The sequence below is a fragment of the Pseudoalteromonas sp. 2CM32C genome (assembly GCF_023161925.1).
Taxonomy (GTDB): domain Bacteria; phylum Pseudomonadota; class Gammaproteobacteria; order Enterobacterales; family Alteromonadaceae; genus Pseudoalteromonas; species Pseudoalteromonas marina.
The window spans coordinates 38,925-62,282 of sequence record NZ_JALNTI010000001.1 but is presented as its reverse complement, the minus strand read 5'-3'; the positions used below and the strand labels follow the sequence as shown (position 1 = coordinate 62,282).

Here is a 23,358-nt window from a genome sequence, read left to right as displayed (position 1 = left end):
AGGTAATGGAATTATTTATCGGCAATAAAAACTACTCAAGCTGGTCATTGCGCGCATGGTATTTAATGAGTAAATTTGAATTGGAGTTTGATGAAATTCAGCTTGTACTCGATACCCCAGACTTTTACTGCGAGTTAAAAAAACATTTTACAGTTCAAAAAGTACCCGCATTAATTGATGGTGATTTACACGTTTGGGACTCACTTGCTATTTGTGAATACATTAACGATGCGTACCTTTCGCAAGTAGCCTGGCCTAAATACGTAACGCAGCGTGCAACTGCACGAGCTTTAAGCGCTGAAATGCACTCAGGCTTTATGGCTCTTCGAAGTGAAATGCCAATGAATATAAGGGCAAAGCGAAAAATTACACTTTCAGATGATGCTAAAAAAGACATCGCCCGCATCGACGACATATTTGCTAAACAGCAAGAGATTTACCCAAACCAGTGGATGTTTGGCGATTTTAGTATTGTTGATGCAATGTATGCCCCCATTGTACTGCGATTGAAAACCTATCAGGTAACCTTGTCTAAAGCCGCTAATAGTTATTGCCAACATGTATTAGCATGCCCTGTATTACAAAGCTGGATAACTCAAACACTGCAAGAAACCGATATTGTTGATGCAGATGAAGCTGGGGTTGATTTATAAATATAGGTCAGTAAGCGACTTTTACTTTAGCTATAAAAGCCCGTACAATTCGTCTCGTTTTTAGTGCGCCAAAAGGCGCTTTAACCGAGACGAATTAGTCGTATTATATGCATCAAATCGCTGATCTTATTTCTATTTTCGAAAACACATTTTACCAAAGCCATAATACAAGGCTGATCAAAGGTGATTGTGAGCCCGTGTACCTTCCCGCAACACAAGACATTCCTTATCATCAAATTGTGTTTGCACATGGTTTTTATGCCAGTGCCTTGCATGAAATAGCCCATTGGCTGGTTGCGGGCATTGATCGTCGACAACAAGAAGATTACGGCTATTGGTATTGCCCCGATGGCCGCGATAAACACCAGCAGGCTGAGTTCGAAAGTGTAGAAGTCAAGCCACAAGCCATTGAATGGCTATTAAGCACCGCAGCGGGTTTTCCCTTTAATGTATCGGTAGATAATTTAAATGGTGAACAAACATGTCGTTTTGATTTTCAAAAGCGGGTTCACCAGCGCGTGCTTACGTTGATTGAAAGGGGTTTTAATACACGAACTCAATCATTATTAATCGCGCTTACTCGTTTTTATCACACACCATGGCCAATGACTGCAAATCAGTTTGATTGGCAACACCCTCAGGAGTTTTGTGATGCAGTTTAAATTAGGTTTAATTATAAACCCTGTAGCAGGATTAGGCGGAAGTGTCGCCCTCAAGGGAAGTGATGGGGCACAAACCGCAGCAAAAGCGATTGAGCTAGGTGCACAACCTAAAGCAAATAGCCGTACTAAAGCCGCACTAGAAATACTGTTACCGTATAAAGAGCAGCTTGTTATTTATACCGTAAATGGCGAAATGGGCGAACAAACAGCAAAAGCTTTAGGTTTTAATGTTGAAGTTGTATACAACACAGACGCAGTAACAACGCCGGATGATACCGAGAATGCCGCAAAGGTGTTAAAAAATGCCGATGTAGATTTAGTTCTATTTGCAGGTGGCGATGGCACCGCTCGTAATATTTGCCATGCCATTGAAGATACTGTCCCAGTACTTGGCATTCCTGCTGGCTGTAAAATCCACTCTGGCGTATATGCCATTACACCAAAAGCTGCAGGGCGAGTTGTTGAAATGCTCGTAAAAGGCGAATTAGTGACGTTAGCTGATGCCGATGTGATGGATATTGACGAGGACGCATTTAGGAAGGGTACAGTAAAAGCTAAACGCTTTGGCGAAATGCAAATACCCAGCGAAGTACGTTATGTGCAAGCTGTAAAAAATGGCGGTAAAGAAACAGACGAATTAGTACTTTCAGATATAGCCGCTTACGTAGTGAGCGAAATGGACGAAGACACACTTTACATTATGGGAAGTGGTTCAACAGTCGAAGCTATAATGGAAGAAATGGGCCTTGAAAATACTTTGTTGGGTGTTGATTTAATAAAAGATCAAACACTTGTAGGCCAAGACCTAACAGCCGCCGACTTACTTGAACTCACCCATAAGAAAAAGACCAAACTTGTGATCACTTTAATTGGTGGGCAGGGTCATATTTTTGGTCGCGGAAATCAGCAGCTAAGCCCTGCGCTTATCCGCGCTATTGGCAAAGAGAATATTATTGTTGTTGCAACAAAAACCAAGCTACAGGCATTGAATAACCGCCCGTTAATTTGCGATACAGGCGACAACGAACTAGACGACGAATTAACAGGTTACATAAAAGTAACCACCGGATTTAACGACCATATTATGTATGCAGTAGGGCACCAATACCAAGATGAAACGGGTGCTATACAAAATCAGGAGATAAACAAGTGACCTTAGTAAACTATATTGACGCGGCTCAACAGTATTATGATGATTTAGTTATCAAAGCAACGGATGACGAATTATTTGCAGGCGGCTACTTACGTGGTCATTTTGATCTTGCTGTAGGCTATGCTGAAGTTGAGCAACTTACTATCAGTATTGAGCAGTTAAACGAAACAGTAGAGCAAAGTCTTGTAAAAGCGTACCGTAACGGAGAACTTAACGAAGAAGACAAGGCACTAGTTGTTCGCTTATGGGAAGAAGTTAAAGCGCTCGCTTAGTAACCAAATGAACAAAAAAAGCACGATTATCTTTGGTAATCGTGCTTTTTTTGTTTAACGTTCCTAAAATAGCTTTTTACGTTAATTTACTGTTGCGTATTAATGCGATATTGTTACTTAAATAAATTTTAATGAGCGAAATACAATGAGTAATAATCAAGATGCTTTACCTTCAGGAGTTGTTGCGCGCTTCTTGAATGTAGTTGAGCGGGTTGGTAATAAGCTACCTGATCCAGCAATTATATTTTTGTTTGCTATGTTATTAATATGGGGGTTGTCGTGGTGGTTTTCTGGCGTAAGTTTTGATGCAATTGATCCGCGTACAGGCGAAGCAATTATAATAAACAACATGCTTGCAAGCGACTCGTTGGCCACTTTTTTATCTTCAATGGTAAAAACATTTACCGGCTTTGCTCCTTTAGGCGTAGTACTTGTTGCTATGTTAGGTGTTGGTGTAGCTGAGCACTCAGGCTTTATTAATACTGGCCTTAAGCTAATGCTAAAAGTAACGCCTAAAAAGCTGTTAACACCGTCTATTATTTTAGTTGCTATTGTAAGCCATACAGCCACGGACGCAGGTTACGTGCTTGTGATACCGTTAGCTGGCGTAATCTTTTATGCAGCAGGAAGGCACCCATTAGCGGGTATTGCAGCGGCGTTTGCCGGTGTAAGTGGTGGCTTTGGCGCCAACTTTATTCCATCTGGAATAGACCCATTACTCCAAAGTTTTACACAAAGTGCTGCCCATATTATTAATCCTGATATGTCGATAAATCCATTAAATAATTGGGCGTTTGCCTCAGCATCAAGCATGTTTATTGTATTACTGGGTTGGTATATTACCGATAAGATTATTGAACCGCGTTTACAAAATACGCCTCTAGATGGAAATAGTGAAGACTTACCTGTTTTTGAAGATGCGCGTAGCGATGAAAAGCGCGCATTCTTCATAGCAAGCAGCGTAATGATTGCAGGCATTGCTTTACTCGCTTACGTGTCTGCGCCGGTAGATTCAGCCATGCGTAGTAGCGATGGTTCATTAACTAACTTCCGTTCACCTTTGATGCAATCTATTGTGCCGTTGATCTTTTTGTTATTTTGGATCCCAGGCGCAGTATATGGCTTTACAGTAGGTACATTTAAAAGCTCTAAAGATATGATAGATGCCATGAGCAAGGCAATGGGCGGTATGGCTTACTACATTGTTATGGCATTCTTTTGTGCGTTATTTATTGCTGCCTTTAGCAAATCTAACTTAGGGGCATTACTTGCAATCGAAGGGGCGCAGTTATTAAAAGCCATGGCACTTCCAAGTTCGGTAACGGTGGTAGGTATTATATTTTTAACCGCATTCGTTAATTTATTTGTAGGCTCTAGCTCGGCCAAGTGGGCATTACTAGGGCCGGTATTTGTGCCTATGTTAATGCAACTGGGTATTTCACCTGATTTAACGCAAGCGGCTTATCGTGTTGGTGATTCTAGCTCTAATATTATTACACCGCTTATGCCTTACTTCCCATTAGTTGTGGTTTATTGTCAAAAGTACGTTAAAAGTACGGGAATTGGTACGCTAATAGCGATGATGCTGCCATACTCGGTTGCATTTTTAATAGGCTGGAGCTTGTTTCTACTCGGTTATTGGGCATTGGGTATTCCGCTAGGGTTAGATGCAAGTTACGTGTATCCAGCAGTAGCGCCTTAACATAGAGCATTCGGTACAATACAGTAAAAGCCTCACTATTAATAAAGTAGTGGGGCTTTTTAGTTTTAATTGAATGATTTACACAGAAGTTTATAGTCGCCGTGCTTAGAAGATAATCATGGCTTGCGGTTGTGAGTTACGCAGAACAGCTTGAACCATTACTTAAATTTTAGACACAAAAAAACCTTGGCACTTTCATACCAAGGTTTTTTTATTAAAGAACTGTTGCTTACTTAGCGGTAAAGCTAACTGGGCGACGTTCTTTACGAGGTCCGCTACGCTTATCACCGCGTGGGCCATCGTTACGTTTTCTATCACCAGATGGGCGTTCGCCACGTGGTTCAGCTGGGCCTTGATCTTGTGTAATTGTCATACCCATTGGGCGTTTACAAATAAACACTTTTTGGAAATGATCCAGTACATCTTTAGGCATGTTTTGTGGTAACTGAACAGTGCTGTGTTGATCGTGTAAACGAATGTCACCAATAAACTTACTTGAGATATCAGCTTCATTAGCAATTGCGCCAACAATATTCTTAACCTGAACACCATGCTCACGACCTACTTCGATACGGTAAGTATCCATAGGGCCTGCATCACGGCTGTTACGCTCGCGCGGTTTACGTTCAGAACGTTCACCACCACGTTCGTTACGACGTCCGCGATCACCACGGTCATTACGTGAATTGCGTTCATTACGCTCACGTGGTTGAATCTTAACTTCTTCAACTTTAATTGGCGACTGTTGCTGTGCCAAACACAGTAAAGCACCCGCTAAGTTTTCAAGAGGAAGGTCAAGCTTTTCAGCCATGTTAGTAGCCACTTCGTTAAAGAACGTAATGTCTTTGTTTTCAAGCGCAATACTTAATTTTGCTTGTAACGCAGCGATACGTTTTTCTTCAACAACTTTAGCTGTTGGTAATTCAACCTGTGCAATTTCAGACTTAGTATGACGAATGATATTTTTAAGTAAGTAACGTTCGTTATGCTTAACAAATAAAATTGCTTTACCAGTACGACCTGCACGACCTGTACGACCAATACGGTGAACGTAGGCTTCAGAATCTTGTGGAATGTCGTAGTTGATAACTAAGCTTAAACGGTCTACATCAAGACCACGAGCTGCTACGTCTGTTGCAATAACAACGTTCAGCATGCCACTTTTTAAGCGGTCAACAGTGCGTTCACGTGCTTGCTGGTTCATGTCACCATTAAGCGGAGCTGCAGAGAAACCTTCGCGCTCTAATAATTCAGCAAGTTGAACGGTATCGTTACGTGTACGTACGAAAACAATAGCACCTTCGTATTGCTCAGCTTCTAAAAAGCGAACAATCGCTTTGTTTTTATGTACGCTTGCGTTCCAAAACACTTGCTCAACAGACGATACTGTCGAGTTACGCGCAGAAATATGAACCTGTTCAGGGTTATTCATATATTTGCTGCTGATGTTTTGAATTTGCTTAGGCATGGTCGCAGAGAAAAGACATGTTTGCTTTTCGCGCGGTGTTTTTTCCATGATGTTTTCAACATCATCGATAAAGCCCATACGTAACATTTCATCGGCTTCATCAAGTACAAGTGCTTGAAGAGCATCAAACTTGATAGTGCCACGGTTAATATGATCGATTAATCGACCCGGAGTAGCAACAATGATTTGAGCGCCACGACGAAGTGCGCTTAATTGAATGCTGTAGCTTTGGCCACCGTATAGTGCTAATACTTCAACACCACGAGTACCTTTTGCATATTGTTCAAATGCCTCAGCAACTTGGATCGCAAGCTCACGTGTAGGTGTGAGTACAAGGATCTGTGGCTGTTTCACAGACGGGTCAATATTGTTTAGTAACGGCAGTGCAAATGCTGCGGTTTTACCTGTACCCGTTTGTGCTAGTCCCAGTACGTCCTTTCTTTCTAGCAATAACGGTATACATTGAGCTTGGATTTCAGATGGTGTCTTGTAACCCAACTCTTCAACTGCCTTCAAAATTGCAGGAGAAAGATTTAGAGATTCAAACGTGACTGGTTCTGACATTAATACGCCTCAACGAATTTAAAGAGGCGCGCATTATATAGGATTAGCGAGGCAAATGCTTGTATAAATTAAAACTAATTTGTATGTGCTTGATGTTGGTTGAAATTTAACCAGTCCAGTTGTGGGATTATTGAACTGGTTAACAAATTTAATATACGACTACTTGTACAAGCCTAGGTTTTCTTTTGCATAAGCTTCAAATTCGGTAAAACCGCCAATGTGACTTTGATCAACAAAAATTTGCGGGACAGTAGGACAAGGTTTACCTGCTGACTTCTCTAAATCGGCTTTGCTTATGCCTTCTTTTATGATGTCGATGTAACGAAATTTAAAATCATCGCGCTCGTTGGCAAGTTGCTCTGCAACATCTTTGGCACGAACACAAAATGGGCAGCCTTCACGGCCAAAAATTACTGTAAGCATAGTGCTCTCCTTTATTTGATTGAATTTAGTTTAAATGATTAAAAAATATAATAAAGCGCAAAAAAGTGATTGTGCCATTCTATTATTGCGATGAACATTAATTTGACCGAGTCATGAACGGCATAATTCACCACGTTCTTGCCGCTATTCCTAATTGGGTTGAATAGCCCATTGCGTGTGCTGTTATCTGTAAATTTGCATTTATTACGTAGTAAGTTGGAAAAGCGCTTACTTTATAATTTGATTGGGTATATTGATTACCAAGAAGTATGGGCATACTTAGGTTTAAGTCATCAATAAATTGAGTAACTTGTTGCTCATTTTTATAATCAAGGGCAATACCAATTACATTAATGTCTGAGTTTATTAAGGTGCTTTGTAAGTTGGGCATGCTGTAGCGGCATATTGTGCACCAAGGAGCAAAGAAATACACAATGGTTGTTCTCCCTTCAAGCTCTGCAATACTAAATCTTTCGTTATTTTTATTTAAAATAGGCAAGTTAAAATAAGGGGCAGGAGTATGGTTTGTTTCAAGTAAATTACGCGTTTGGTAGGCACTTGCTAAGTAAAACACGAGTATTGCTAAACTTAAATTCATTAACGTGCTACGTATTAATGCCATTGATTTTATCTGACCTATTTATAATTAAAAACCAACCCTAACATAAATGCTAAGCAGCCACTGTTATTTGATAGGCAGAGCTTTAGCGTTTGCTTGTGTATCAAGCCCAGTTGCTAATAAAGCCTATGTTAAAGTTTCACTGCTTTACACAAATCAGGCCTTTAGCTAATAAGGTCTGCTGATTACGTTAGAAATTTCCTGATTACATTTTAATGGTTGAATTTATAACTTTAACCCTAAGCTCTATATTTGAGACGAACATATAGAATATGTTTTTTAACTGCAAAGGAGATCAAGATCATGAGCAATTATTTACAACCAGCAATGAAAATGCCTTCACTTAAAGTTAAAGATAATGAGAACAACCTTGCTGACGTGTCAGCTCGACAGACAGATTTACCCTGGAAAATGATAGTAATCTATCGCGGAAAGCATTGTCCATTATGTACTAAACAACTTAATGCACTTGCTAAAATGAATGATAAATTTAAAGATGCAGGGGTAGAGATTGCCGCTGTTAGTGGTGACAGCCACGCACAGTTAACAGAGCATCTAAATGATTTACATGTTAATTTTCCTCTTTATAGTGGTTTATCACTAGCTCAAATGACTGATTTAGGCCTGTATATTAGTGAACCACGCAGTGAAAAAGAAACCGATCACCCATTTGCTGAACCTGCTATTTTTGTAATTAACGAGCATGATCAAATTCAGATACTAGATAAATCAAATGCACCTTTTTCACGCCCTGATTTAAATGATTTGTTGGCTGGCATTGAATTTATTCGCGAAAACGATTATCCAATTCGTGGCACATTAACACACTAATTAGCGATGAATACTTAGCGCTAATCTACAATACTGAACAACCATTTTGAGGCATTAAAAGCATTTGACTTTTTAATGCCTCAAAATGGGTTACTAATTTCACTAGTTTATAAAATGAGGAATTTTTTAAATATTTTAATTTATTTACTTGAAAACATTTTTACCGTCCATATATAGTTTAGTAGGACGCCTGATGGGTCCTAAACTAAACTTAAACAATTGAAATTTATATTATTAATTTATATTTGTTAGCGCTTGTTCAAATGAAAAGTGCAAACAAAATATCGCTTAAATATGAGGATATTATTATGCGTACAGTAGACTTATCACCACTTTATCGTTCATTCATTGGGTTTGATCATTTAGCGTCTTTAATGGATGCTGCGGCGAACACAGACAAACAGCCGAGCTTTCCTCCTTACAACATTGAAGCACTCGATCAAGACAGATACCAAATCACTATGGCTGTTGCCGGATTTAGCGACAACGAGCTAAGCATTGAGTCAGAAAATAACACATTAAAAGTAGCGGGTATAAAAGCTAATAAAGATGAAAACAAAGAACGTAAGTTTATTCATCAAGGAATTGCAGAGCGCAATTTCGAGCGAAAGTTCCAGCTAGGAGACCATGTTAAAGTACTTGGCGCCGACTTAGCAAACGGCCTACTTACTATAGAGCTTAAGCGCGAAATACCTGAAGCATTAAAACCGCGCAAAATTGAGATTGGCCAAGGACGTTTATTAGAAGATAGCTAATCTGGTTTTAACAACATTTTTTCCCTGATTATTTGGCCGCCTCTCCTGAGGCGGCTTTTTTGTGTCATAAAGACTCAATGTTATTTATGTAGTGTGTAGCTTGATTAAGTGTGTCTTCGCGTAATTCATCGCTTTGCTTATCCCAATTTCTATAAACCATGCCTATGCGTGGATTTTTCTCTAGTTTTTCGCGGTGTGTTTGCATAAAACGCCAATATAAACTGTTCAGTGGGCAAGCTTTATCCCCCACTTTTTGTTTCACGTCGTATTGACAATTTTTGCAGTAGTCGCTCATTTTATTAACGTAATTACCACTTGCAGCATAGGGTTTGGTAGCAATAATTCCATCGTCTGCAAATTGGCTCATTCCACGTGTGTTGGGCATTTCTACCCACTCAATGGCATCTATATAGACACCTAAGTACCAGTTATCAACTTCGTCAGGGTTTATTCCGCTGAGTAAACAAAAGTTACCAATGATCATCAAGCGCTGTATATGATGAGCATAGGCAGTATCTAAGCTTTGCTTTAATGAGTGGTTCAAACAGTTCATTTTTGTATTACCATCCCAAAAATATTGAGGGAGCTTATTATTGGCTTTTAGTTGATTTTTAGTCGCGTAGTCGGGCATGTTTACCCAATAAACAGCACGAACGTATTCTCGCCAACCGAGTATTTGCCTGGTAAACCCTTCAACTTGTGAAAGAGATATCTCGTCAGGCCGTTGCTCGAATTCAGATATTACACGTTTGATTACATACAAGGGGTGAAGAAGTTTTGTGTTTAGGGCAAAAGAGAGCCTGCTATGGTAAAGACTGGTATTGTCTTTACTTTGATCTGTCATTGCATCCTGAAACTTACCAAAATTGGCAAGTAAATGCTCACAAAAGTATTCAAGAGATTCTTTGGCTTGCTTACGTGACGTAGACCATTCGAGTTTTCCTTCTTTAATTTCTCCAAAGTAAGCGATGTTGTGTTTTTTTAAACGAGCGAGGATATGACTTACATCGTTTTTAAATAATTTAGGCTCTGGGATAGATTTTAAGTCTTGCTTAGAAAATTTATTGCGGTTATTACTGTCGTAGTTCCATTTACCGCCAGCTGGCTTATCGTCCTCCATTAATAAATCATATCGTTTACGCATAGCACGATAAAAGTGCTCCATGGTCACGTGCTTATCTTTTTTGAATCGATCTTTAATTTCGTTAAAGGGTAGTAAAAAATGCTCTGAGTCATATGCTGATACATTTATTTCGGATGATTTTTCAAAATCAGCTAATTGCGATTTTAACCTAAATTCGTCTGGGTATAAGTATTCTATGCAGGAGCAGTTATATTCCTTAGCAACACGATTTAGTAGTGCGGGTAGGTGTTTATCTTCGTGTGTGTCGTCTAGGGTTAAGTGCAATACATTGAAACCTGCAGATTTTAACGCAGTTGCAAAGTTTTCCATCGCATTAAAAAAAGCACAAAGCTTTTGCACATGGTGTTTAACGTAATTGGTTTCTTGTTTTAATTCTGCGATAAGGTAGAGAACATCGTCTTCTTTACCTTTAAACCAAGAATGAGAAGGATTGAGTTGATCGCCTAAAATGAGTCTTAAGGTTTTGTAAGTCGCCATGATTAAACCAAAATTGAATTTGTACGAGGATGTCTGCTTAATCGATCGCTGTAATATTAATAACAAATTGTATAATTTGAGCTTTATTTAAATATTCGTTAATGAGTGTATAAACACTCATCAAGCATCAAATTTGATATGAATAGACTCAATTAAAATCGCCTTAGTTATTATTGCTTTGCTTTTGCTTCGAAAGTTGGGTTAAGCACACTACGTTAGAAACGTTAAACAGCGTATCATTCGTATAGCGTTCAAAGTAAGTAAGCACTTTGCGCCATGCTAAATGACTTTCTTCATTAAAAAACCGACCTAAATGTTCAACTAATGTTACATAAAATATATCAGTCAGAGGTTTAATATCACTCTGCTGAATATTTAATTTTTTTAAAAACTGTAAGTGATGGCTCAGAAATGGCGCAACCGATGATGGATTATCAATATTTTTGATTATGCGCTCTAAGGTACAATATAAAATATAACTTTTTTCGTTAAACTGTTCAGCTGTTAGCGTGTTCATCGAAATATCTGACTCTACAAGCTTTCTATGAAAACGCGCGGTAAATGCATGAAAGTTTGGTTTTATGATGCCAATACTTTTTAATAAAACAGATTTATGTGAATTCATCAGAGCCTCACAGAAGATTAAAAACTTATTTTTTATTTTTTATCATTATAGCTCGCGTAACAAAAATTACACGTTTTTTGATATAAAAGTATTAATTTGTTGATAACTTTTTGAGTTCTATTGTTTTTTAAATAAAAGTGAGAGTAGTTATTAATTCCATTATTGTGATTTCACTGGGCTTAGCCAGCAAATGATTAGCCGTTTAAAATAGGTTTATACCTATAATAGGTATAATGTTTTATTTCCTTACATCTGATTTGAACTGTATTTCCAAAGTTATTGGTTATTATGGTTGCTAATTATCCCCAACATCCCTATAATAGCGGCCATTGTTTAGTCTGTTTTAAAACAGCTAACAGCGATGTTAAATCAAGGTTTGATATCTATTGGCGCGGGATGGAGCAGCCTGGTAGCTCGTCGGGCTCATAACCCGAAGGTCGTCGGTTCAAATCCGGCTCCCGCAACCAATTCTACTAATAAGTGAGAACTTATTATTTTATATCGCGCATTCTATGTAATGCGCGTTTTGCGTTTAAGCTAATGTAGTTTAATTTGGTCAGTTACTGACTCGCAACCAAGCTCGGCCCTAGGCCACACAGTTTTATGCTTTATTGGTGTGACGCCCCGCTTGGTTCGGGGCGTTGTTGTATCTGCACCTTTCTTAATTTATGGCGGTTGTCATTAAATTAAAATTTAAACTCAGTATTTTAGGGCTATAAGCCCTTTTTTTGTTTGTATGGAGGATTTTCGTGACAAAACTTGAACAAGATTTAGTAACCATGTTAACGCCTGCGGTAGAAATGTTAGGCTTTGAGTTACATGGTCTTGAATTTGTACAAGCGGGTCGCCATTCTACCTTAAGAGTATATATTGCTCATGAGGATGGGATCTCAGTTGATAACTGTGCGGACGCTAGTCGCCAAATTAGTGCGATTTTAGATGTCGAAGACCCAATTACAAATGAATATGATTTGGAAGTGTCGTCTCCTGGTGTTGATCGTCCATTATTCAAACAAGATCACTACGAGCAGGCGCAAGGAGAGGAAGTACGAGTGCGTACTAAACTTCCACAAGACGGTCGTCGAAATTTTAAAGGCGACTTAATAGCAGTTAGCAGCGATATGATCACACTATCTAGTGATGGTGTAGAGCATTTGATCATGCTTAGTAATATAGAACGTGCGAATTTAATCGCAAAGTTTTAAATTCGAGTGCGAAGGAATAGGGCAAGCGAGGCATTACCCATGGCAAAAGAGATATTATTGGTTGCTGAAGCCGTTTCCAATGAGAAAGCGGTTCCAAAAGAAAAGATTTTTGAAGCATTAGAGTTCGCATTAGCGACTGCGACAAAGAAAAAACACGATGGTGAAATTGAAGTACGTGTATCAATTGACCGTAAAACAGGTGATTACGATACGTTCCGCCGCTGGCAGATTGCTGAAGTATTAGAGGATGGTTCATTAGAAAATCCTTACAGCGAAATAACATTAGAAGCTGCGCAGGTTGAAGAGCCTGACTTACAGCTAGGTGATTTTGTTGAAGAGCAAATTGATTCAATCAAATTTGACCGCATCACAACACAAATGGCTAAACAAGTAATCGTACAAAAAGTACGTGAAGCTGAGCGCGCTTTAGTTGTTGACGCATATAAAGACCAAGTGGGTGAGTTAGTAACAGGTGTTGTTAAAAAAGCAACGCGTGATTCAATCGTACTTGATTTAGGCAACAACGCTGAAGCAGTTATTTACCGTGATGACATGCTACCACGCGAAAACTTCCGTCCAGGCGACCGTATCCGTGGTCTTTTATACGAAGTTAAGCCAGAAGCACGCGGCGCACAGTTATTTGTAACGCGTTCTAAGCCAGAAATGCTGATGGAATTATTCCGCATTGAGGTGCCAGAAATTGGCGAAGAAATGATTGAACTTCGCGCTGCTGCACGTGATCCAGGTTCGCGCGCTAAAATTGCTGTTAAGTCAAACGACAAGCGCATTGATCCAATTGGTGCATGTGTTGGTATGCGTGGAGCTCGTGTTCAAGCTGTTTCGTCTGAACTTGGTGGTGAGCGTGTTGATATCGTTCTTTACGATGACAACCCTGCACAATTTGTTATCAATGCAATGTCGCCAGCTGAGGTTGCTTCAATAGTATTAGATGAAGACACTCATTCGATGGATATCGCTGTAGAAGCCGATAATCTAGCACAAGCGATTGGTCGTAATGGTCAAAATGTTCGTTTAGCAAGCCAGTTAACTGGTTGGGAACTAAACGTTATGACTGTTGACGAAATGCGTACTAAAAATGAAGCGGAATCAGATAAGTTACTTAACTTATTTACTGAAAATTTAGATATCGATGATGAGTTTGCAACCTTACTTATCAACGAAGGTTTCTCAACACTTGAAGAAGTGGCGTACGTGCCAGCCTCTGAGTTTTTAGAAATTGACGGTCTTGACGAAGAAACGGTGGATGTTTTACGTTCACGCGCTAAAGATGCATTAACAACTAAAGCACTTAAAACGGAAGAAAGCTTAGAAGGCGCAGAGCCAGCTGAAGACTTACTTGCGCTTGAAGGCTTAGAGCGTCATCTAGCATTTGTAATGGCAAGTAAAGGTGTTGTAACACTTGAAGACTTGGCTGAGCAAGGTATTGACGAGCTAGTCGATATCACAGAGCTTTCATCTGAACAAGCAGGTGAGCTGATTATGGCTGCACGAAACATTTGTTGGTTTGCAGACGAGTAATTTATTAACGGAGGTATTACACACTATGGCAGAAGTAAATGTTGAAAAACTAGCCGGCGATATAGGTACAACTGTTGATAAATTGCTACAGCAATTTTCGCAAGCGGGTATCACTAAGCAGGCAACTGATAATGTAACTGAAGCTGAAAAAGCAACGTTACTTGATCATTTAAGCAAATCACATGGCGGCACGGGCTCTGAAGGTCCTGCACGCATGACTTTACAGCGTAAGAGCAAAAGCACATTAAATGTGACTGGCTCTACAGGTAAAGCGAAGGCGGTTCAGGTTGAAGTTCGCAAAACACGTACATACGTGAAGAAAAGCGCGATGGAACAAGAGCAAGAGCAACAACGCTTAGCCGCTGAAGAAAAAGCCCGTCTTGAAGAGCAGCAAAAAGCTGAACAAGCTGCAGCTGAGTTAAAGGCAAAACAAGAGGCAGAACGTAAAGCGAAAGAAGACGCTGATCGTAAAGCCAAAGAAGAAGCTAAACGTAAAGCAGACGCTGAACGTAAAGCGAAACAAAAGCAGATGACCCCAGAGCAAAGTGCTAAGTCTGAGAAAGATCGCATCGAAGCTGAGCGTCTGCAAAAAGAAGCAGAAGAGGCCGCATTGAAGAAAGCTGAAGAAGAAGCGAAACGTCAGGCAGAAGAAGCAAGAAAACTAGCTGAAGAAAACTCGGCTCGTTGGAAGAAAGAAGAGGAAGAGCGTAAGAAGCGTGAAGAAACAGCAGATCACCACCTTACGACTTCAACTTACGCACGTGAAGCAGAAGATGTAGCTGATGCTCGTGAAGAGCAAGGCTCTCGCCGTGCTAAGAAAAAGAAAAAAGCGCCAGCAAAAGATAAGTTTGCAGCGTCTAAGGGTAAAAAAGGTAAGCTGAAAGCACCTGCATCATTACAGCATGGTTTCCAAAAACCAACAGCTGATGTAAAAAATGAAGTACGCATTAGCGAAACAATTACAGTGGCTGAGCTTGCATCACGCATGGCAGTTAAAGGCGCTGAAGTTGTAAAAACAATGATGAAAATGGGTGACATGGTTACAATTAACCAAGTTATTGACCAAGAAACTGCGCAACTTGTAGCAGAAGAAATGGGCCATAAAGTTATTATCGTTAAAGAAAACGAATTAGAGCAAACAGTACTTAACGACCGCCATGAAGATGGTAAGTCAGAGCCTCGTGCTCCAGTTGTTACTGTAATGGGTCACGTTGACCATGGTAAAACATCAACGCTTGATTACATTCGTTCAGCAAAAGTTGCTTCAGGCGAAGCCGGTGGTATTACGCAGCATATTGGTGCATACCATGTTGAAACAAATGGCAACATGATCACATTTTTAGATACTCCGGGTCACGCCGCGTTTACATCAATGCGTGCTCGTGGTGCTAAAGCAACAGATATTGTAATCCTAGTAGTTGCAGCCGATGATGGTGTAATGCCACAGACTAAAGAAGCGGTACAGCATGCTCGCGCAGCGGGTGTTCCTTTAATCATTGCTGTGAACAAAATGGATAAAGAAGGCGCAGATCCAGATCGCGTTAAGAACGAGCTAGCACAGCTTGACGTTATCCCAGAAGAATGGGGCGGCGACACGCAGTACGTTCATATCTCAGCTAAAACAGGCTTAGGTATTGATGAACTACTTGAAGCCGTACTTATGCAATCTGAGCTATTAGAACTAACTGCACCAAGTCAAGGTATGGCTGCAGGTGTTGTAATTGAATCGCGTCTTGATAAAGGCCGTGGTCCAGTAGCGTCTATCCTTGTTCAGTCAGGTACACTTAACCAAGGTGACATTGTATTATGTGGTCTTGAGTATGGCCGTGTTCGTGCTATGCGTGATGAAAACGGTAAAGATATCAAGTCTGCAGGTCCTTCTATTCCAGTAGAGATTTTAGGTCTATCTGGTATCCCTGCAGCCGGTGATGAAGCAACGGTAGTTAAAGACGAGCGTAAAGCGCGTGAAGTTGCATTATACCGTCAAGGTAAATTCCGTGATGTTAAATTAGCACGCCAGCAAAAAGCGAAACTTGAAAACATGTTTACTAACATGGCTGAAGGTGACGTTTCTGAAGTTAACGTGGTACTTAAAGCAGACGTTCAAGGTTCTATCGAAGCGATTTCTGATTCACTAACTAAGCTTTCTACTGACGAAGTAAAAGTGAAGATTGTGGGGTCTGGCGTTGGTGGAATCACAGAAACAGATGCAACGCTTGCTGCGGCGTCTAACGCGATTGTTGTTGGCTTTAACGTTCGTGCTGATGCATCTGCACGTAAAGTGATTGATTCTGAGAACCTCGACTTACGCTACTACAGCGTTATTTACGCCTTAATCGAAGAAGTTAAGCAAGCGATGTCAGGTATGCTTGCACCAGAATTTAAGCAAGAAATTATTGGTCTTGCTCAGGTTCGTGACGTGTTCAAATCACCAAAAATTGGCGCAATTGCTGGTTGTATGGTGACTGAAGGTGTTATTAAGCGCAGCGCGCCTATCCGTGTACTACGTGATAACGTGGTTATATACGAAGGCGAACTTGAATCACTTCGTCGCTTTAAAGACGATGTGCAAGAAGTGCGTAATGGTATGGAATGTGGTATCGGTGTTAAGAACTACAATGACGTACGTGTTGGTGACCAAATCGAAGTATTTGAAACAGTTGAAGTACAACGTACTCTATAATTGTTAGCTCACTAAACAAATAAATGGGGGCTTAGCCCCCATTTGTGTATCTATTACTTAATTAGCTTATTATTAAATTTCAATAAGTTACATTTTTAGGACAAGTTTCATGAGAGAATTTTCTCGCACTGATCGTGTTGGCCAGCAAATCCAAAAAGAAATTGCTGTGATTTTACAACGCGAAATTAAAGATCCGCGCTTAGGCATGGTGACAGTGTCTGCGGTAGAAGTATCGCGCGATTTATCTTATGCAAAAATTTTCATCACTGTGTTTAACACAAAAGATGAAGATGCAGCAAAGCAAAGCGCAAAAGTACTTAACGAAGCTACGGGCTATATTCGTTCGCTTTTAGGCAAGCGGATTCGTGCTCGTATTATGCCAGAGCTAAAGTTTGTGGTTGATAATTCATTAATGGAAGGGATGCGTATCTCTAACTTAGTGGACACAATCATCAGAGAAGATAACGCAAAACACGTCAATGAAGACGATAGCAGTGTTGATGATGCGTCGAACTCAGATGACAACATTAAACAAGCAGATGATAAAGATAGCTAAGAAGGCATATAGCGATGGCAAGACGCAGTAAAGGCCGTCCAATAGACGGGATTTTGTTGTTAGATAAACCCAAAGGTATTTCGTCAAACAAGGCATTACAGCAAGCAAAAGGTATCTATTTTGCCCAAAAGGCGGGGCACACAGGTGCACTCGACCCGCTTGCTACCGGTATGCTGCCAATCTGTTTTGGTGAAGCGACTAAGTTTACTCAGTTTTTACTTGATACCGATAAAACCTATGTTGTGCGAGCTAAGTTAGGTGAAAGAACAACAACATCAGACTCTGATGGTGAAATAGTTCAGACGCGAGATGTAAACGTAACTGTTGATCAACTAAAGCAAGAAATTTCAGCGTTTTTAGGTGAATCTGATCAGTATCCATCGATGTATTCTGCGCTTAAGTATGAAGGGAAACCTTTGTATAAATATGCGCGTGAAGGGATTGAAGTTCCTCGAAAATGCAGAAAAATAAATGTATTTAGCCTAACGCTTGATGAGTTTGATGAAGCGAATAATGAAGTACAAATGACAGCTCACGTTTCTAAAGGGACTTACATTCGTACTATTGTTGATGACTTAGGTGAAAACTTAGGCTGTGGTGCTCATGTAATTATGCTTCATCGCTCGGCTGTTGGCCATTACCCCGCAGATAAAATGGTATCGATAGAGCAGTTAGAATCGTTACTAGCTAAAGCCAAAGACGAAGAAACCGTTCCGTCAACCTACCTTGACGAACTGCTTTTGCCAATGGACACCGCTCTAGTTGATTTACCGGTTGTGGAAATCACTAAAGAGCAGGGTGTTTCATTTAGCCATGGGCAAGCTGTAGTTATTGGTAAAGAATTACCTGATGGTGCAATAAAGGTATTAGCCGATGGTGTGTTTATAGGCACAGGCGAGAAAAACCCTGATGGCCATTTAAAATCAAAACGCGGTCTATCAAACCAGCAGGCAGAGTAAAGTTTAACTTGTAGTTATTATTATACTTGGTAGAATACGCCCGCTTAATCGTTTTGGCTGAATTAGTGATCGGCTGAGACACCTTTTAAATTTAATTTTTGGAGTTACTATGTCACTAAGCAATCAAGAAAAAATCGATATCATTGCTAAATTCGCACGTGCTGAAGGCGACACTGGTTCACCTGAAGTACAAGTAGCATTACTTACTTTTGATATCAACAAGCTTCAAGGTCACTTTGCTGATCACAAGCATGACTTCCACTCACGTCGTGGTCTGCTTCGTAAAGTAAGCACTCGCCGTAAACTGCTTGATTACCTTAAAGGTAAAGATATCTCGCGTTATACTGCACTAATCAAAGAACTTGGCCTACGTCGCTAAGAACTTGATTACGAGAAAAGGAGCTTTTTAGCTCCTTTTTTTGTGCCTGAAATTTAACAAATTACATCGCAATGTCACCTTTAAAGCTATCTGTAGTCGCTCTCATTAATTCGAGCCAATTAGATGCCAAACACACAAACTAAAACTGTTTGCTGGACTCGCATTTTTACGTGGCTTTGGTATATACTGTGCGCGTAGATAAAAAGGTTTATCTACGGTTATTAACATCATTGCCAATTGTAGTACTTAATTGATTTCCAACTGAATACAATTATGTACTGTAATTGGTACTTTGATGGAACACTTATTTAGATTTAAAGGATATTTTAAGTGCAAGCAATTATAAAAGAATTTCAACTAGGTCAACACACTGTAACCCTAGAAACAGGTGCAATCGCACGTCAAGCAGACGGCGCAGTACTAGCAAGCATTGGCGATACGTCAGTACTAGTAACGGTTGTTGGTAAGCGTGAAGCACAGCCAGGTCAAGACTTCTTCCCACTAACAGTTAACTACCAAGAGCGTATGTACGCTGCAGGTCGTATCCCAGGTGGTTTCCTTAAGCGTGAAGGTCGTCCTAACGATGGCGAAACACTAATTGCACGTCTTATTGACCGTCCAATTCGTCCACTTTTCCCAAATGGTTTTGTAAACGAAGTACAAGTTATTGCAACTGTTGTATCTGTAAACCCTGAAATCCAACCTGATATGGTTGCGATGATTGGTACATCAGCAGCACTTGCTATCTCTGGTATCCCGTTCAGTGGTCCAATTGGTGCAGCTCGTGTTGGTTACATTGGTGGTGAATACGTTCTTAACCCAACGTTAAAAGAACTTGAAGAGAGCCAACTTGATTTAGTTGTTGCTGGTACTGATAACGCAGTACTTATGGTTGAATCAGAAGCAGACGTACTTGCTGAAGACGTAATGCTAGGCGCGGTTGTATACGGCCATGAGCAATCACAGTCTATCATCAATGCTATTAACGAATTTAAAGCAGAAGCAGGCAAGCCTACTTGGGATTGGACTGCACCTGAGAAAAACGTATCTCTTGAAGAGAAAGTAGCTGAACTTGCTGCTGATAAAGTAGGCGAAGCTTACCGTATTACTGATAAAGTAGCGCGTAAGGAAGCACTTGGCGTAGCTAAAGATGCAGTTATCGAAGCACTTTCAAGCGAGCTTGCTGAAGGCGAAACGCTTGATAAGCAAGAAGTGGGTAAAGTATTCGGTTCACTTGAGAAGAAAATTGTTCGTGGCCGTATCGCTGCAGGCGAAAAACGTATCGATGGTCGTGAACCAGATATGATCCGTGCACTAGACGTAATGACTGGCGTATTACCGCGTACTCACGGTTCTGCTATCTTCACACGTGGTGAAACACAAGCATTAGTAACAGCAACGCTTGGTACAGAACGTGATTCACAGTTAATCGACGATTTAACGGGCACGCACAAAAACCACTTTATGCTTAACTACAACTTCCCTCCATTCTGTGTAGGTGAAACTGGTTTTGTTGGTTCTCCTAAGCGTCGTGAAATTGGCCACGGTAACCTAGCTAAGCGTGGTATCCAAGCAGTAATGCCAACATTGACTGACTTCCCATATTCAATCCGTGTTGTATCAGAAATCACTGAATCAAACGGTTCATCTTCAATGGCATCTGTGTGTGGTACATCACTAGCACTTATGAACGCGGGTGTTCCAATTAAAGCATCTGTTGCAGGTATTGCTATGGGTCTAGTTAAAGAAGACGAGAAATTCGTTGTTCTTTCTGACATCTTAGGTGATGAAGATCACTTAGGTGACATGGACTTTAAAGTAGCGGGTACTACTAACGGTATCACTGCATTGCAAATGGATATCAAGATTGAAGGTATCACACAAGAAATCATGCAAATTGCGCTTAAACAAGCAAAAGCAGCACGTTTACACATATTAGAAGTGATGGACGAAGCGATTTCTGCTCCTTCTGAAGAGCTTTCAATGTTTGCTCCGCGCATTTACACAATGAAAATTCCACAGAAGAAAATTGCTGAAGTTATTGGTAAAGGTGGCGCTACTATTCGTCAACTTACTGAAGAAACAGGCACAACAATTGAAATCGGTGATGACGGCACAATTAAAATTGCCGCTACTGACGGTGAAAGTGCTGCAAATGCAATCAGCCGTATTGAGCAATTAACAGCAGAACTTGAAGTAGGTACTATCTACGAAGGTAAAGTTGTACGTATTGTAGATTTCGGTGCGTTTGTAAATATTCTTCCTGGTAAAGATGGTTTAGTGCATATTTCTCAAATTAGCACAGAGCGCGTTAATAACGTTGCTGATCACCTTAGCGAAGGTCAAGAAGTTAAAGTTAAAGTACTAGAAGTAGACCGTCAAGGCCGTGTACGTCTTAGTATTAAAGAAGCAATGGAATCAGCTGCGCCAGCGGCAGATACGTCAACTGACGCTTAATTGCTAATACTCAATCTAGATATTTTCTGGATAATATAAAAGGGGGCTGTTTAGCCCCTTTTTTTATGCTTTAATGAGGGACTTGAATTTAAACAAAGATTATTCAAGGAAGCTAAATTACTTGCGATGATACATAGTGTATGTGCAACTATGAACCAAATCACTTGTCGTCAGTCATAATGCTACCAACCTTGGTATTAAGGATTTTAATGATTTTCAAACACATTGCTTTGGCGTCTTTTGCTATTTTGTCTTTAAGCGCTTGCCAAACAACAACCCAATCAGAATCAGCACCTGTAGTAAACGTGCCTTTCACTGCGCCCTTAGCGTCTGATTTTCGCAGTGAAATAGCTATCGCACGTTATTCAGAATTACTTAATAGAGCTGATTTAACGCCAGAGCAACAAGCAAAGTTATATTACGATCGCGGAGTGCTGTTTGATAGTTTAGGCATGACCACTTTATCGCGCATTGACTTTAACCGTGCGGTAAAACTTAAGCCTGACTTAGCTGAGGTATATAATTTTTTAGGTATTCAACACACATTAATGCAGCAATATGAAAAAGCGTACGAGCTTTTTGATTCTGCGTTAGAGCTAGATGAAGAACACGAATACGCTTACTTGAACCGCGGTATTGCACTTTATTATGGCGATAGGCCCAGTATTGCAAAAACAGACTTCAGTCAATTTTTAGCGCGTTCTCCTAATGACCCTTATCGCGTATTGTGGGTGTATTTAGCACAAGCTAAATTAGACAAAGATTCAGCAGTTGCTGAACTAAAAACTAACTCTAAAGCGCTTGATGATTCGCAATGGGCATATCAGTTAATCTCACTTTTTGCGGGTGATATGAGTGAGCATACATTTTTATCTGGTGTAAGCGATGGCGTTAAGTCAGAACAAGAATATGCCCAGCGTTTGTGCGAAGCTTATTTTTACTTAGCAAAACTTCACCAAGCAGCGGGTGATACCTATGTTGCCGCTGATTATTTTAGATTGGCACTATCTACTAATGTACATGAGTTCATAGAATATAAATATGCTCGCTTAGAGCTTGAACTTTTAATGGAAGCAGACGCCAGTTAGTGTGTTAAAAACAACATTAGCATTACTTTTTAGCTTGTTGGTTGCAGGGTCGAGCAACAGCTATGGTGGTATTGGCTTTTGGCAGGTATTAAATGCCAAAGCCGAACCGCTACAATTATATTGGCAGTTTCCTCGCTACTTTTTAGCAAATATAAATAAACTGCCTAAAAAGACTCTTGGCCTACTTGCTAGGCATCACATACCTTCTGCTCAATACGAGTATTCTTTACACCTGATCAAAAAAGACCAAGCTGAAGCAGCGAAATTATTTTGGCGACAGAGTTTACCAAAAATAAGTAATTTTCAGCTTGCCAAGTTAGCCCAGCAATTACTTGTTAATAAGCAGTGGGACGATCTTAAATTATTAAACACGTTAGGCTACCTAGAGCCTGGTTTTGTATTAAATCACCTTAACTTACACAATGGTGTTATTCACACACAGATCCCCGAACCATTTTTGCACTCATTGGGCTTTTTATCGTTAAACTCTATTATTGCGGTAAACAGAAAATGTCAGTTTAACGTTTTAACGATGAGCGATCATCGAAGTGGACTTTATAAGTTATCGGCATTAATCAAAACTTATAATAAAAATCCAGAGCCAAGACAGGACACTTTTTGCTTTAGTAAGCCAGTGTATGTGGGTGGTGCTTTAAAGTGCAATAATAGCATGAGCGAAGCGGCTAATTGTGATTGGCAATCTACTTTAATAAATAAACAATTTTTAAGAAAATTTGATTTTGTTGTAATGATGCCCAAATATGGAAGTGCTAATGTTAGCCGAGGCATTATGCAATTAAATTCAGATGCTAATTATGGAATTTTTTTGCATGAGCTAATGCACTTTAATGGCTTTGAAGATGAGTATGTTTTACCCAAAGCTAAGCAGGCTTGGTTGTGTAAAATGAGAGGCTTAGTTGCTCCTAACTTATATATTGCACAAAAAGATGAAAAATCACCAAAAGGTTGGCATAGAAGTAAAAGCTGCCAGAGTGGCGGTGTAGCCTACAAACCAAGTAAAGACTGGTCAATTCTAGAATATCAACAGATAAAGCTCTCTGATCAATACAGGGCCCTTTGGTTAGCACATATAGATAAAATTAAGCGTTAATATGTCTATAACCATTGGTTTTTAAGTCCCTAT

The 23,358-nt window shown here is 40.0% G+C and carries 21 protein-coding genes and 1 tRNA gene; 17 read left to right on the top strand and 5 right to left on the bottom strand.

The window, feature by feature from the left end; translation table 11 throughout:
* The first annotated feature begins 5 nt into the window (after nucleotides 1-5).
* From MTF67_RS00305 to MTF67_RS00285, 5 genes are all read left to right on the top strand, one after another.
* A complete protein-coding gene (locus tag MTF67_RS00305; RefSeq protein WP_248518446.1) occupies nucleotides 6-653 on the top strand; it encodes a glutathione S-transferase family protein in 648 nt (215 codons plus the stop codon).
* A gap of 107 nt (nucleotides 654-760) precedes the next feature.
* Complete coding sequence (locus MTF67_RS00300) at nucleotides 761-1,315, top strand: elongation factor P hydroxylase (protein WP_248518445.1); 555 nt, start codon at nucleotides 761-763, stop codon at nucleotides 1,313-1,315.
* Nucleotides 1,305-2,468, top strand: a complete 1,164-nt coding sequence (locus MTF67_RS00295; protein ID WP_248518444.1) for an ATP-NAD kinase family protein — start codon at nucleotides 1,305-1,307, stop codon at nucleotides 2,466-2,468. Before MTF67_RS00300 ends, MTF67_RS00295 begins: the two co-directional genes overlap by 11 nt.
* Nucleotides 2,465-2,740: a YfcL family protein gene (locus MTF67_RS00290; RefSeq protein ID WP_006793362.1), complete on the top strand. Its 276-nt coding sequence runs from the start codon at nucleotides 2,465-2,467 to the stop codon at nucleotides 2,738-2,740. The genes MTF67_RS00295 and MTF67_RS00290 overlap by 4 nt, the downstream gene beginning before the upstream one ends.
* A 145-nt stretch (nucleotides 2,741-2,885) precedes the next feature.
* Nucleotides 2,886-4,442: an AbgT family transporter gene (locus MTF67_RS00285; RefSeq protein ID WP_006793363.1), complete on the top strand. Its 1,557-nt coding sequence runs from the start codon at nucleotides 2,886-2,888 to the stop codon at nucleotides 4,440-4,442.
* Nucleotides 4,443-4,671: 229 nt separating this feature from the next.
* On the opposite strand, the gene MTF67_RS00280 is transcribed toward MTF67_RS00285, so the two are convergent.
* The 3 genes from MTF67_RS00280 to MTF67_RS00270 form a co-directional block, all read right to left on the bottom strand.
* A complete protein-coding gene (locus MTF67_RS00280; RefSeq protein WP_006793364.1) occupies nucleotides 4,672-6,474 on the bottom strand; it encodes a DEAD/DEAH box helicase in 1,803 nt (600 codons plus the stop codon).
* Nucleotides 6,475-6,633: 159 nt separating this feature from the next.
* The gene (locus MTF67_RS00275) at nucleotides 6,634-6,897 is read right to left on the bottom strand and encodes a GrxA family glutaredoxin (RefSeq protein ID WP_010555975.1); all 264 of its coding nucleotides are present in this window, start codon (nucleotides 6,895-6,897) and stop codon (nucleotides 6,634-6,636) included.
* Nucleotides 6,898-7,024: 127 nt separating this feature from the next.
* The gene (locus MTF67_RS00270) at nucleotides 7,025-7,519 is read right to left on the bottom strand and encodes a TlpA disulfide reductase family protein (RefSeq protein WP_052242857.1); all 495 of its coding nucleotides are present in this window, start codon (nucleotides 7,517-7,519) and stop codon (nucleotides 7,025-7,027) included.
* A 300-nt stretch (nucleotides 7,520-7,819) separates the two neighbouring features.
* On the opposite strand from MTF67_RS00270, the gene MTF67_RS00265 reads away from it, so the two are divergent.
* Nucleotides 7,820-8,347, top strand: a complete 528-nt coding sequence (locus MTF67_RS00265) for a redoxin family protein (protein WP_039036640.1) — start codon at nucleotides 7,820-7,822, stop codon at nucleotides 8,345-8,347.
* A 308-nt stretch (nucleotides 8,348-8,655) separates the two neighbouring features.
* Nucleotides 8,656-9,102 (top strand): Hsp20 family protein, encoded by a 447-nt coding sequence (locus MTF67_RS00260; RefSeq protein ID WP_010555978.1) that lies wholly within the window; start codon nucleotides 8,656-8,658, stop codon nucleotides 9,100-9,102.
* Between the two features lie 64 nt (nucleotides 9,103-9,166).
* On the opposite strand, the gene MTF67_RS00255 is transcribed toward MTF67_RS00260, so the two are convergent.
* Nucleotides 9,167-10,723 carry a cryptochrome/photolyase family protein gene (locus MTF67_RS00255; RefSeq protein WP_039036641.1) on the bottom strand — a complete coding sequence of 519 codons (1,557 nt, stop codon included), beginning with the start codon at nucleotides 10,721-10,723 and terminating at the stop codon, nucleotides 9,167-9,169.
* A gap of 163 nt (nucleotides 10,724-10,886) precedes the next feature.
* A complete protein-coding gene (locus MTF67_RS00250) occupies nucleotides 10,887-11,348 on the bottom strand; it encodes a globin (RefSeq protein ID WP_008128088.1) in 462 nt (153 codons plus the stop codon).
* A gap of 390 nt (nucleotides 11,349-11,738) precedes the next feature.
* Between MTF67_RS00250 and MTF67_RS00245 the strand changes: the two genes are divergently transcribed.
* The 10 genes from MTF67_RS00245 (at nucleotide 11,739) to MTF67_RS00200 (ending at nucleotide 23,325) form a co-directional block, all read left to right on the top strand.
* Nucleotides 11,739-11,815, top strand: a tRNA-Met gene (locus MTF67_RS00245).
* 282 nt (nucleotides 11,816-12,097) lie between these two features.
* Nucleotides 12,098-12,553, top strand: a complete 456-nt coding sequence (gene rimP / locus MTF67_RS00240; protein ID WP_006793371.1) for a ribosome maturation factor RimP — start codon at nucleotides 12,098-12,100, stop codon at nucleotides 12,551-12,553.
* Nucleotides 12,554-12,592: 39 nt separating this feature from the next.
* Nucleotides 12,593-14,092 (top strand): transcription termination factor NusA, encoded by a 1,500-nt coding sequence (nusA, locus tag MTF67_RS00235; protein WP_006793372.1) that lies wholly within the window; start codon nucleotides 12,593-12,595, stop codon nucleotides 14,090-14,092.
* A 25-nt stretch (nucleotides 14,093-14,117) separates the two neighbouring features.
* Complete coding sequence (infB, locus tag MTF67_RS00230; RefSeq protein WP_006793373.1) at nucleotides 14,118-16,775, top strand: translation initiation factor IF-2; 2,658 nt, start codon at nucleotides 14,118-14,120, stop codon at nucleotides 16,773-16,775.
* 109 nt (nucleotides 16,776-16,884) lie between these two features.
* Nucleotides 16,885-17,331 (top strand): 30S ribosome-binding factor RbfA, encoded by a 447-nt coding sequence (gene rbfA / locus MTF67_RS00225; protein ID WP_008128093.1) that lies wholly within the window; start codon nucleotides 16,885-16,887, stop codon nucleotides 17,329-17,331.
* A 14-nt stretch (nucleotides 17,332-17,345) separates the two neighbouring features.
* Nucleotides 17,346-18,290 carry a tRNA pseudouridine(55) synthase TruB gene (gene truB, locus MTF67_RS00220; protein WP_039036642.1) on the top strand — a complete coding sequence of 315 codons (945 nt, stop codon included), beginning with the start codon at nucleotides 17,346-17,348 and terminating at the stop codon, nucleotides 18,288-18,290.
* Between the two features lie 109 nt (nucleotides 18,291-18,399).
* The gene (gene rpsO, locus MTF67_RS00215; RefSeq protein ID WP_006793376.1) at nucleotides 18,400-18,669 is read left to right on the top strand and encodes a 30S ribosomal protein S15; all 270 of its coding nucleotides are present in this window, start codon (nucleotides 18,400-18,402) and stop codon (nucleotides 18,667-18,669) included.
* Between the two features lie 330 nt (nucleotides 18,670-18,999).
* The gene (gene pnp, locus MTF67_RS00210) at nucleotides 19,000-21,126 is read left to right on the top strand and encodes a polyribonucleotide nucleotidyltransferase (RefSeq protein ID WP_006793378.1); all 2,127 of its coding nucleotides are present in this window, start codon (nucleotides 19,000-19,002) and stop codon (nucleotides 21,124-21,126) included.
* Between the two features lie 209 nt (nucleotides 21,127-21,335).
* Nucleotides 21,336-22,214, top strand: a complete 879-nt coding sequence (nlpI, locus tag MTF67_RS00205) for a lipoprotein NlpI (RefSeq protein WP_010555983.1) — start codon at nucleotides 21,336-21,338, stop codon at nucleotides 22,212-22,214.
* 1 nt (nucleotide 22,215) lies between these two features.
* On the top strand, nucleotides 22,216-23,325 hold the full coding sequence (locus MTF67_RS00200) for a hypothetical protein (protein ID WP_248518443.1): 1,110 nt from the start codon (nucleotides 22,216-22,218) through the stop codon (nucleotides 23,323-23,325).
* Nucleotides 23,326-23,358: the final 33 nt, after the last annotated feature.